This window comes from Pseudarthrobacter sp. NamB4, assembly GCF_005796185.1.
In the GTDB taxonomy this organism is placed as follows: Bacteria; Actinomycetota; Actinomycetes; order Actinomycetales; family Micrococcaceae; genus Arthrobacter.
This window is the reverse complement of record NZ_VAHM01000011.1, coordinates 58,289-70,195: the sequence shown is the minus strand read 5'-3', so window position 1 is coordinate 70,195 and position 11,907 is coordinate 58,289. Positions and strand designations below refer to the sequence as shown.

The following is an 11,907-nucleotide window of genomic DNA, read 5'->3' as shown; positions in this document are numbered from 1 at the left end:
GCGGACCGGTTGGAGGGGTGTCCTAGCGGACACCCTCCTTAGCAAACTCGAGGACGGCGGGAGCAGTTGCCTGATCGACAATTGAGGGGCCGGTCAGCACAGGCTGCCCGCCGCCGATAGTGAAGCCGCCGCGCTTGGCCTGCCACAGAGAATCAATTGCGCCATAGCCCTGCAGCCATGGCTGCTGGTCGACGGTGAAAATGACATCCCCGTCAGCGATCTTCTGGGCGAGCTCAGGGTTCATGTCGAAGGAGGCCACCTTGGCCTTGCTGCCGGCGCCGTTCACGGCCTTCAGGATGGTCAACGTATAGGGCGCACCCAAGCCAATGATGGCATCGGCATCAGCAGTAGCCTGGAGTTTTGCGGTAACCGTAGAGGAGACCTGGGCCATGTCGGTACCGGGAACGTACAGAATCTCCGTTGCGGCCACCTTTTCCTTAACCCCAGCGCAGCGGGCTTCCAGACCCACGTGCCCCTGCTCCTGGATAACACAGATGGGGCGCTTGAGGCCCAGTTCACTGAGCTTCATTCCGACGGCCGCGCCGGCGAGCTTTTCATTGGACCCGAAGTGGGTGAAAGCGCCCAACTGGGCAGAAACCGTTTCGCCGGCATTGAGGCTGACCACGGGAATTCCGGCGTCTTTAGCCTTCTTCAGGGAGTCCTTCAACGCATCCGGCTTGGCCAATGTCACGGCAATGCCATCTACCTCCTGGTCAATCGCCTGCTGGATCAGCTGTGCCTGGCGTCCGCCTTCGGGGTCGGAAGTGTAGAGCAGTTCGACATTGTCCTTCGCGGCGGCCTCCTCGGCCCCCTTGCGGACGATGTCCCAGAACGTGTCTCCCGGAGCGGCGTGGGTGATCAGGGCGATTTTCATGCGCTCGGTGGTGGCAACCTGGCCTCCGCCGGCTGCATTATTGTCTTCGGTTGAACGGCCGCCTTCACTTGAGCAGGCGCTGAGCGCCACCATTGGGACGACCGCGGCGAGGATAGCGGCCTTCCGCCAGGAAAACTTCTTCACGATAAATCTCCTTCGATTTCTCGGGCCGAACAGCACGCTTCCTTACGCCCGTTCACCAGCCTTTATACAAAATCATCGTGACCGGACTCACAAAAGTCAACACTTTGTCCTGTCATCAGCATGTTCTGACGTGGGAAAGCCTGTTTTGTGTCGAGCTCGTGCCGGTTCCGGGCCGCCGCCTGGCCTCCCCCAGAAGGACTACCGGCGCACAAAAATGCCCCGCCGGGAACAGTCTCGACGGGGCATCAGGGTTGATTGCGGGGCAGCTAGGCGCGCTGGCTCACGTGAACCTCGTGCTTCCCGGGTGTGATGTTCTTGAAGTAGTGCTCCAGGTCCTCAAGGCTCTTGTCCTTGGTTTCCGGGACGTACTTGGCTGCGAAGGCTATGGCACCAACACCCAGCACGGCGAACACGAAGAACGTGTTGGAAAGCCCGATCGCAGCCAGGAGCTGGGGGAAGCCGAAGCCCACCAGGAAATTCACAATCCAAAGCACGAAGGCAGACGCGCCCATGCCCAGGCCGCGGATCTTCAGCGGAAAGATCTCTGACAGCATCAGCCACGTCACGGGTGAGATAGCGCCCTGCTGGAACGCCAGGAACGTTACTGTGAGCGAGAGGATCACGAAACCGCGGACAGAGCCTTCCGGCAGAATCAGCGAGAAGAGCCCGATCAGGAGGAGTGCCGTCGTCGTCCCCACCTGTCCGGTGATCAGCATCCGCCGGCGTCCCACCTTGCCGAGGAGCCAAATTCCCACGAATGTGGCCAGCACCGAGATCACGCCATTCGCGATGTTCGCCGTCAGTGCCGCCTCCCGGCCGAATCCGGACTCCGCCAGGATCTGGGTGCCGTAATACATGATCGAGTTCACGCCGGTGATCTGCTGGATCACCGCAAGGCCGAGGCCCACAAAGAAGATCCGGCGGAGCCATGGAATCCCCAGGTCCTTCCAGGAACCCATTTTGGACTTATAGTCCTCGACGGCCATGGCCTTGACCTCTTCGAACTCCGTGCGTGCATCGGCCTGAGAACGGATGCGCTGGAGCACGCTGAGGGTTTCGCCGAAGCTGCCCATGGAGGCGAGCCAGCGCGGGCTTTCGGGCATGAAGTTCATCCCGATCCACAGCGCGATGGCGGGAAGGGTGGCGATAACCAGCATCCACCGCCAGATGCCGCCGGACTCACCGAAGGTGTTGCCGAGGTAGGCGTTGAAGATGAACGCCAGCAACTGGCCCGTGACGATCATCAGCTCGTTCTGCGTGACGATCCGTCCGCGCCGCGCGCTTGGCGACACTTCCGCCAGGTACACGGGCACCGTGACCGAGGCGCCGCCGACGGCGAGCCCCAGCACGAACCTGGCGGCGATCATGACTTCTGTGCTGGGTGCAAAGGTGCAGGCGAGCGTGCCCAGAAGGAAGACCACGGCAAGGACCATGATCATTCTGCGCCGGCCGTTGCGGTCCGCAAGCCGTCCGCCAAAGAGGGCACCGAAGGCCGCACCGAACAGCAGGGAGGACGTCACCAGGCCTTCCGTCAGCGGGGTGAGGCCCAGATCCTCCTGCATGTACGGCAGCGCACCGTTGATCACGCCCGTGTCGTAACCGAAGAGCAGGCCGCCGAACGTGGAGATGATCGTGACGGTCCGCAGGGCCCTTTTGTGGTTCCCGGGCACCTGGGCGGTACCGGAGGCGGTGCCGGACGGGACAGGGGAACTCATGCGCTGACCTTTTGGACGTACTGTTTCATGGTCTCCAGCTGGTACCGGGAGACGTCCTGGGCCTTTTCGTCCTCGGCGAAGACACTGGACACCATGACACTGTTGTCCCGGTCCAGGAAGCCGATTTCCTTCAGGCCGCCGAAGAACTCGTCCCAGTTGACGTCGCCGTCGCCGATCTTCAGGTGCTGGTGGACGCGGACAGGATTGCCCGGCGGGTTGGTGATGTACCGCAGGCCGTGCGAGGCGTGGTGGTTCATGGTGTCGGCCACGTGGACCAGGCGCAGCTTGTCCCCCGCGGCGCGCATGATGTCCAGGGGCGAGTCCTTCATGTGGAAGCTGTGCGAGGCCACGTAAACCATGCCCACATTCCTGGAGTTCAGGCCACGGATCACGCGGATGGCGGCGAGGCCCTCCTCCACGAAGTCGTCCGGGTGCGGGTCGATCAGCAGGTCGATGCCCTCCCGCTCAATAATGGGCAGCAGTTCCTCCATGGAGCGGTAGAACGCCCGCTCGGATTCCTCGGCCTTTTCCGGCCGTCCGCTGAATTCGGTGTTCATCGTGCTGACGCCCAGGTCCACGGTGATCTGGATGGCCCGCTTCCAGTAGCGGACGGCAGCTTCGCGCGCGTCTTCGTCCGGCTCGGACCAGCGGAGTACGGGCAGGACAGAGGCAATCTCAATCCCTGCGTCCTTGCAGGCCTTGCTGAGCTGGCCCACCAGTTCGTCGTCGGCCTTCGGGTGGTTGTAGAACGGGATGAAGTCCGCGTGCGGCGTCATTTGCATGTACTTGTAGCCGAGGTCCGCTACCACCTTGGGAAACTCCAGCAGGCTGTGGGAGTGGTGGAAAGGTGTGGGGTCAAGTGCGATTTTCAAGTTAAACACTCCGTTGTGGATCAGTCAGGGGCAGACATGGGAAAGGGGACGAATGGCCCTCCGTCCCCTTTCACCTGTCCTACTTGTAAAGGTCTGGCTTGGGCGCCAGATTCACGGCCACCTTTTCACCGTTCTTCTGTGCTTCCACGCCGGCTTCACAGCAGGCTGCCGTAGCGTAGCCGTCCCAGGCGGTAGGGCCGCCGATTTCACCCTTGAGGGCGGCGTCCACCCATGACTGGATTTCGACGTCGTAGGCCGCGCCGAAGCGCTCCTCGAAGCCGGGGGTCACGTTGCCGCCCCAGTGGCCGGCGCTGCGGGTGTAGGGTCCCTTGTCGCCGCCGATGCTGACAATGCCCTCTTCGAAGGAGGCCTGCGTGGCCACTTCGTAGCCGAATTTAGCGTTCACGAAGATTTCGACGTCGGCCAGGACGCCGGACTCGGTTTCCAGCAGGACGTGCTGCGGGTCATGCTGGCCGGCCGGGGCGTTCCTGGTGGCCTTCCCCAGACGGACCTGAATGCTGGTAATTTCCTCACCGGTGAAATACCGGATGGCGTCAAACTCGTGCACCACGGAGTCGTTGATGAGCATCTCGTTGGTGAAGCCCTCCGGGGTGCTGGGGTTGCGGTGCTGGTGGTGCAGCATCAGCAGCTCGCCCAGTTCACCGTTCCTGATGATCCCGCCCAGCGCGGCGTACTCGGCATCGAAGCGGCGCATGAAGCCCACCTGGATGCGCTTGTGTCCCAGTTCCACCTCTGCCTGGACAACTTTCCAGGCGGACTGGGCGTCTGGCGTCAGGGGCTTTTCACAGAGGATGGGGATGTCCTTGGCGAGGGCCTTGAACAGGATGTCCTCATGCAGGAAGCCGGGGGTGGCGATCAGCACCGCGTTGACGTCGCCGTTGTTGAGGGCCTCCTCGGCATCGGCGAGCGCCACGGCGCCCGGGATGCCTTTGATGGCGGCCTGCGCGCGGGCCAGGTCAACGTCCACGACGGCGGCCACTTCGGCTCCGTGGATGCGCTTGTTGAGGCGCTGGATGTGGTCGGCTCCCATGCGCCCGGCGCCGATGACGGCTACGCGGAGTGTTTCAGTCATTGTTCTGTCCTTTGGTGTCTGTGGTGGGTGAGGTCAGCTGACGACGGTGTGCGAGCCGCAGGACAGCAGGTAGTTGCGGGTCCGCTTGGCGATGGGCATGGGCACGTCGAACGCTACGGGGTACATGTCCTGCTCCACGATGCCGAAGATGGGCCGGTTCAGGCCCTCCACGGCTTCGATGACCGCGCGGAGGTCAGGCAGGCCGTTCGGCGGCTCGGTCATGACGCCGGCCAGGTTGGCGGCGGCCCAGGTCATGTTTTCCTCGTTCACCTTCTTGAGGATCTCCGGGTTGATCTGCTTCAGGTGCAGGTAGCCGATCCGGTCCGGGTAGTTCTTGATCAGCTCCAGGCTGGATGCCCCGCAGTATTCGGCGTGGCCGGTGTCCAGGCAGAGGTTGAGGTACTGGGGATCAGTTGCGCCGAGGAGGCTTTCGATGTCCTCCTGCGCACCCACGTGGGAGTCCGCGTGCGAGTGGAAGTGCTGCTTCAGGCCAAAGTCCTCCAGCAGGGTCTTGCCCAGCCGGTTGTGGCCGGCGAACAGGTCGTCCCAGGCCTTCCCGCTCAATGTTCCGCTTTCGACTGCCTCGCCGGTGACGTCGTCACGCCACATTGCCGGAATGACAACGATGTGCTCCCCGCCCATGGCCGCAGTGAGTTCAGCCACCTTGCGGGCCGGTTCCCACGCGGTTTCCCACTGGTCCAGGCCACGGTGGAAAGCGGTGAAGACGGTGCCGGCGGAGATTTTGAGGTCGCGCTGCTTGAGCTCCTCGGCCAGGCGGGCGGGGTCCGTGGGCAGGTAGCCGTACGGGCCCAGTTCAATCCACTTGTAGCCGGACTCGGCCACTTCGTCGAGGAAGCGTTCCCACGGGGTCTGCTTGGGGTCGTCTGCGAACCAGACACCCCAGGAGTCCGGCGCCGTGCCGATGATCAGTTTGTTCTCAGTCATGACAGCGTTGTCTTTCTTCCAGTACTAGTTGGAGGGGAAGTTGTAGGAGGCGCCGGAGGCGTGGTGGGTTTCGGGCCAGCGGGAGGTGATGACTTTGCCGCGGGTGTAAAAGGAGACGCCTTCGGGGCCGTAGATGTGCTTGTCGCCGAAAAGGGATGCCTTCCAGCCGCCGAAGGAGTGGTAGGCCACCGGCACCGGCAGCGGCACGTTGATGCCGATCATCCCTACGGTCACGGAGCGCTGGAACTTCCGCGCCGCAGCGCCGGAGGAGGTGAAGATGGCGGTGCCGTTGCCGTAGGGGTTGGCGTTGATGAGCTTGATGCCGTCTTCCAGGGTGTCGACGCGGACCACCACGAGGACGGGGCCGAAGATCTCCTCCTGGTAGGCGGACATCTCAGTCTTGACGTGGTCGATGACGGTGGGTCCCACCCAGAAGCCGTCTTCGTGGCCGGGGACCACGAAGTCGCGGCCGTCCACCACCATCGCAGCGCCCGCGGCTTCGGCTTCGGTGACGATCCTGACGATCCGTTCCTTGGAGGCAGGGGTGATGACCGGGCCCATTTCCGCGTCCGGGGCGGTGCCGTTGTTGACCTTCACGGCCAGGGCGCGCTCTTCAACCTTCTTGACGATCAGGTCGGCAGCATCCCCGACGGCGACGGCGACGGAAATGGCCATGCAGCGTTCACCGGCGGAACCGAACGCTGCGGCGGCAAGGTGGTCGGCGGCGTTGTCCAGGTCGGCGTCGGGCATGACGATGGCGTGGTTCTTCGCCCCGCCAAGGGCCTGGACGCGCTTGCCGTGCTTGGTGGCGGTTTCGTGGACGTACTGGGCGATCGGGGTGGAGCCGACGAAGGAGATGCCGTCCACGTCCGGGTGGGTCAGCAGTCCGTCCACGGTTTCCTTGTCGCCGTGCAGAACCTGGAACACGCCGTCGGGCAGGCCGGCCTGCTTCCACAGCTTGGCCAGCAGCAGGGAGGCGGAAGGGTCGCGCTCGGAGGGCTTGAGGATGAAGGCGTTGCCGGTGGCGATCGCCATGGGTGCCATCCACAGCGGGACCATGACCGGGAAGTTGAACGGCGTGATGCCGGCGACCACGCCGAGTGGTTCACGGAAGTTGAACACGTCGATGCCGGTTGAGACCTGGTCCGAGTAGTCGCCCTTGAGCAGGGTGGGGATCCCGCACGCGTATTCGATGACTTCCAGGCCGCGGCCGATCTCGCCCTTTGCGTCGGAGAGGACCTTGCCGTGCTCGGCCGTTACCAGCTGGGCCAGCTCCTCCACGTGGGAGGCGACGAGCTCGCGGAACTTGAACAGCACCGCGGTGCGCTTGGCCAGCGAGATGTCGCCCCAGGTGTCGGCGGCCCTGCGGGCGGCGGCAACAGCGGTCTCTAGGTCGGCACGGTTGGCCAGGCGCAGTTCTGCGGTGACCTTGCCGGTGGCCGGGTTGTACACGGACGTGGTGCGGTCACCAACGCCTGCGGTCTCAGCGCCGTTGATGAAGTGGTTGATGACGGTGGCCTCAGTGGTGGTGGCAGTCATGGGGGACTCTTCCTTGAGTGGTGGAAAGGGGGTTTTAGCCGAGCAGTTTGCGCTGGCGTGACTTGTGCTCGGTGTAGTTCTGGTACGCCTGCCGGGTGGATTCCAGTTCGGAGACCTGGGAGACGGGCACGTCCCACCAGGATTCCGAGGACGGTGCGTCCAGGAGCGGGTCGGATTCGACGTGGATCAGGATAGGCCCGGAGCCTTCGGGGGCTGCCTTGGCGTCGCGGATGGCCTGTTCGAGTTCGGCGATGACCTTCTCCCCCGGTTCGATCCGGATGACCTTCACGCCCAGGGACTCGGCGTTCAGGGCCAGGTCCACCGGCAGGGTCTCGCCCTCATCGAAGCTGTGCTGTTCCTCGTTCAGTGCCCGGTACTGGGTGCCGAACCGCTGCGAGCCGAGCATTTCGGAGAGGGATCCGATGGAGGCGTAGCCGTGGTTCTGGATGAGCACCACGATCAGCTTGATGCGTTCGGCGACCGCGGTAACCAGTTCAGTGTGCATCATCAGGTAGGAGCCGTCCCCAACCATCACGACGACGTCCCGCACGTCCGCGCGTCCCGTGCCTGCCGCCGTCGTGCTTGCTGCGGCTTCGGCCAGGGCGGCGCGCTTGACGCCGAGCCCACCGGGGATTTCATACCCCATGCAGGAGTAGGCGTACTCCACGTGGTAGCCAAACGGATCCCGGACGCGCCACATCTTGTGCAGGTCGCCGGGCAGCGAACCTGCCGCGCAGATCACCACGTCGCGGGCGTCCATGGCACGGGAGGTGGCCCCGATAATCTCGTTCTGCGCCGGCAGCGGGGTGTGGCGGGTGTCGAACGCCTCGTCCACTGTGGCGTTCCAGCGCTTCTTCTCCGCGGCTACCTTCTGCTCAAGGTCGGCGCCGACGCGGTAGCCGCCCAGGACGGCGTTCAGCTTGACCAGTGTCTTGCGGGCGTCGGCGACGATCGGCAGCGTGGTGCCGTGCTTGTACGCGTCGATGGGTGCGACGTTGATGTTGACGAACTTCACGTCCGGGTTCTGGAAGGCGGTGCGGGACGCGGTGGTGAAGTCCTCGTAGCGGGTGCCGATGCCGATGATCAGGTCCGCTTCGGCAGCGATGGCGTTGGCCGCCGTCGTGCCGGTGGAGCCGATGGCACCCAAAGAATGCTGGTGGTCCCAGGGCAGGACGCCGACGCCGGCCTGGGTGTAGCCCACAGGGATGCCGGTCAGCTCAACGAACTTTGCCAGTTCGTCGTTCGCGTAGGCGTAGAGGACACCGCCGCCGGCAATAATCAGCGGCCGCCTGGCACTCCGAATGGCCTCTGCGGCACGGGCGATGTCGTCGTCGTCCGCGTCGGGGCGGCGGATCCGCCACTCGCGCTCGGCCAGGAACTCCTCGGGCACGTCGAAGGCCTCGGCCTGGACGTCCTGCGGCAGCGAAATGGTCACCGCGCCGGTCTCTGCCGGGTCCGTCAGGACCCGGAGGCCGTGGTGGAACGCGGAGAACAGCTGCTCGGGCCGGGACACCCGGTCGAAGAATTTGGACAGCGGCCGGAACGCGTCATTGACGGTGATGTCGTACGCGTAGGGCTGCTCCAGCTGCTGCAGCACCGGGTCTGCGGCGCGGGTGGCGAACGTGTCGGAGGGCAGCAGCAGCACAGGGAGCCGGTTGGTGGTGGCCAAAGCCGCACCCGTCAGCAGGTTGGAGGACCCTGGACCGATCGAGGTGCTGACCGCGAACGTCTGGCGGCGGCGCGTGTGCCGTGCGTACCCCACGGCCTGGTGTACCTGGGCCTGCTCGTTCCGGCCCTGGTAGTACGGCATGATGGCCGGATCCAGCTGCTGGTACTGCTTCAGCGCCTGGCCCACACCGGCCACGTTGCCGTGCCCGAAGATACCGAACGTGCCCGGAATGAGCCGTTCACGGTATTCGACGCCGTTAATGGAGTCCACGGTGTACTGCTTGGAAAGGTATTCGACGACGGCCTGGGCCACCGTCATGCGGCGGGTTCCCTGTACTGATGCCATGGGTGTTACTCCGATACTTCTGCGGTGTGGTTCAGCAACGAGGCTGCTGTGGCGACGGCGCCGGCGACGTTCCCGTCAGCCGGGTAGAGAAGGGTGCGGCCCACAGTGAGTCCCTGCACGCCGGGCAATGCCAGGGCGGCCTGCCAGCTGGCAAAGACCTCGTCCTGGGTTCCTTCCGGGTCGCCGCCCAACAGGACGGTGGGCATGGTGGTGGCAGCCATGACGCGTTCCATCTCCGCAACCACCGGCAGCTTCATCCAGGTGTAGGCGCTCGTGGAACCCAGGCCCTCGGCAATGGCGATCGACTTGATCACCGCGTTAGTGGACAGGTCGTTTCGGACCCTGCCGTTTTCGCGGACCGACAGGAACGGCTCCACCATGGCGATCAGCTTCCGCTCGGCGAGCGAATCGATTGCCTTGGCCGTCGCCTCAAGGGTGACCACCGTGTCCGGGTCACCCAGGCAGATGCGGGTCAGCATCTTGCCGCCGTCTGCGCCCAGGGCTTCCAGCGCGGCTGCAGTGTGGCCGGTGAAGCGGTCATCGATCTCGTTGACCAGGCCGGACAGCCCGCCGCGGTTCATCGAGCCGAACACCAGTTTGCCGTCCAGAGCGCCCAGCAGGAGCAGGTCGTCCATGATGTCCGGGGAGGCCAGGATGCCGTCTACAGCAGGATTGGCCAGTGCGATCTGCAGCCGGTCCAGCAGCTGCCGGCGGTCAGCCATGGCCACCGGATCATTTCCGACGGCGAGGGCGCCGCGGGCCGGGTGGTCAGCCGCGACAATGAAGTTCTGCCGGCCGGCCTTGACCCCCGCGTGGCGGCGACGGGCCTTGGCGGCGCGTGCCACAGCTTCCGGGTCTTCCAGCCGGACGGTGCTGAGGTGCTCATAACGGCGGGGATCGTCATCAACGGCGTGGTTCGAAGCGATGGGGGTGAGTGTCACAGTGCTGCTCCTTCGGTGGCAAGCTGCGGGGCGGAGGCAGTCGCTGAGCCGGGGGCAGTGCCCGGAACATTGCGGCCGCGTTCGGCCAACAGCGAGGTGACCTCGTCCGGCGTCGGCATGGCATCCGCGCAGGACAGGCGGGAGGCGACAATGGCGCCTGCGGCATTCGCGTAATCGAGGACCTGGGCAAGCGGCCACCCGGACAGCAGCCCGTGGCAGAAGGCCCCGCCGAAGGAATCTCCGGCGCCCAGGCCATTGACTGTCTCAACGGGGACCGGGGCGGAAACCACGCGCTCCATGCGCGTCTTGGCCATGACGCCCTCCGGGCCAAGCTTGACGACGGCGATCTCCACGCCTGCGGCCAGCAGCCTGTCCGCCTGCTCGTCAGGGGTTCCCTCCCCGACCGCCACGGCGCACTCCTTGTCATTGCCGATGGCGACCGTGACATGTGGCAGGACCTTGGCGACCTCGGCCCGCACCTCTTCCTCCGAGGCCCAGAACATGGGCCGGTAGTCGAGGTCAAGGATGGTGAACTGGCCCTCGGCCAGGCCGGTGCGGGGACGGGCCCCGTGGGCCTTGATGTGCGCCTCGCGGCTCGGCTCCTGGCACAGGCCCGTCACTGTGGACCAGAAAATCCGGGCCTCACGGATGGCGTCAAGGGCAAGCTCTTCAGCCCTGATCTGCAGGTCCGGAGCAGTAGGAAAACGCCCATAGAAGTAAAGCGGGAACTCGTCCGTCGCCGGCTTGATCGCGCAGAACGTGACCGCCGTCTGCAGTCCCGGCACCGGGGTGACGAACGAATCGTCCACGCCGAACTTTTCCAGTTCGCGGTGCAGGTAAGTGCCGAAGGGGTCATCCCCGGTGCGGGTGATCACACCGGTGCGGCGGCCATGCCGGGCAGCCGCCACAGCCACATTGGACGGTGATCCGCCCAGGTACTTGCCAAAGGACGTAACATCCTCCAGGCCAACCCCGATGTCGTTCGGGTAGATATCAACGCTGATGCGCCCGATCGTAAGAAGCTCGTGGGTCACGGTAATCGTGGACCTTTCTGATGTGGAACTCAAAACCTTTGCGGCAACAGTTCCGGACTGGCAGGCCGTGGCGGGGGCCACACGCACTACTTTGCCCGAAATTCAATGTCCTGTCAAAGGTTTGTACTGACATGCTTACAACGCAACTTTTACTTCCAGTCCGCCCCCAACAGCGGGCCGGCTGCTACTTTTTGGGAACCGCCAGCTCGCCCGTGACGTACTGGGCGCGGCCATAGCCGAATGACCAGTCGCCGGCGGTGTTTTCCACGTAACCGATGAAGACGTCCTCGCCGGCCACGCCCACCTCGGAAAGCTTTTCAGCCACCGCGGAAAACAGGCGCTGCTTGGCTTCCTGGGACCGCCCGCCCTGCGTGAAGATTTGAATCATCACCACCCCGCCGGTCCGCTCAAAACCCAGTCCTGCATCCTGGGCGAAAATTTGCCCCTCCGGGTGTTCGGTAAGGATGTGGAAGTAGTCGCGCTCCGGGATGCCGTATTCGGCGAGGATCGCGTCATGGATCCCCCGACTCAGCTGCTGAAGCTCCTGGGCGCTTCGTCCTTTATTGATGTCGATGCGTACAAGTGGCACGGTTCTCCTTTGAAAGTTTGTACTGACATACTAACAAAGCCCTTTTTGAGAAAACAAGAGTCGAAGGCTTGAAAAGGGCCACCGCCGGGCTTACCTTTAAACAACCGAAAGGTTGATAAAAGAAAAGGTTGACCAAGAAGGTACAGG

General features: G+C 64.2%; 10 protein-coding genes. All 10 read right to left on the bottom strand.

The genetic code is table 11. From position 1 onward, the window contains the following. Positions 1–22: 22 nt before the first annotated feature. Complete coding sequence (locus tag FDW81_RS11845; RefSeq protein WP_138134390.1) at positions 23–1,018, bottom strand: substrate-binding domain-containing protein; 996 nt, start codon at positions 1,016–1,018, stop codon at positions 23–25. A gap of 266 nt (positions 1,019–1,284) precedes the next feature. After that, entirely contained in the window at positions 1,285–2,733 is a 1,449-nt protein-coding gene (locus FDW81_RS11840; protein ID WP_138134389.1) for a sugar porter family MFS transporter, read from the bottom strand. Further along, the gene (locus FDW81_RS11835; RefSeq protein WP_138134388.1) at positions 2,730–3,605 is read right to left on the bottom strand and encodes a sugar phosphate isomerase/epimerase family protein; all 876 of its coding nucleotides are present in this window, start codon (positions 3,603–3,605) and stop codon (positions 2,730–2,732) included. Before FDW81_RS11835 ends, FDW81_RS11840 begins: the two co-directional genes overlap by 4 nt. A gap of 79 nt (positions 3,606–3,684) precedes the next feature. Further along, the gene (locus FDW81_RS11830) at positions 3,685–4,698 is read right to left on the bottom strand and encodes a Gfo/Idh/MocA family protein (RefSeq protein WP_138134387.1); all 1,014 of its coding nucleotides are present in this window, start codon (positions 4,696–4,698) and stop codon (positions 3,685–3,687) included. A gap of 33 nt (positions 4,699–4,731) precedes the next feature. Then, on the bottom strand, positions 4,732–5,643 hold the full coding sequence (locus FDW81_RS11825) for a sugar phosphate isomerase/epimerase (RefSeq protein ID WP_138134386.1): 912 nt from the start codon (positions 5,641–5,643) through the stop codon (positions 4,732–4,734). Positions 5,644–5,667: 24 nt separating this feature from the next. Further along, positions 5,668–7,182 (bottom strand): CoA-acylating methylmalonate-semialdehyde dehydrogenase, encoded by a 1,515-nt coding sequence (locus tag FDW81_RS11820; protein WP_138134385.1) that lies wholly within the window; start codon positions 7,180–7,182, stop codon positions 5,668–5,670. A 34-nt stretch (positions 7,183–7,216) separates the two neighbouring features. After that, positions 7,217–9,169 (bottom strand): 3D-(3,5/4)-trihydroxycyclohexane-1,2-dione acylhydrolase (decyclizing), encoded by a 1,953-nt coding sequence (gene iolD / locus FDW81_RS11815; protein ID WP_138134455.1) that lies wholly within the window; start codon positions 9,167–9,169, stop codon positions 7,217–7,219. A 32-nt stretch (positions 9,170–9,201) separates the two neighbouring features. Beyond that, entirely contained in the window at positions 9,202–10,137 is a 936-nt protein-coding gene (locus tag FDW81_RS11810; RefSeq protein ID WP_138134384.1) for a deoxyribose-phosphate aldolase, read from the bottom strand. Then, a complete protein-coding gene (iolC, locus tag FDW81_RS11805) occupies positions 10,134–11,171 on the bottom strand; it encodes a 5-dehydro-2-deoxygluconokinase (RefSeq protein ID WP_138134383.1) in 1,038 nt (345 codons plus the stop codon). The genes FDW81_RS11810 and iolC overlap by 4 nt, the downstream gene beginning before the upstream one ends. A 184-nt stretch (positions 11,172–11,355) precedes the next feature. After that, positions 11,356–11,760, bottom strand: coding sequence for a tautomerase family protein (locus FDW81_RS11800; protein ID WP_138134382.1), 405 nt, complete (start codon positions 11,758–11,760; stop codon positions 11,356–11,358). Positions 11,761–11,907 lie beyond the last annotated feature (147 nt).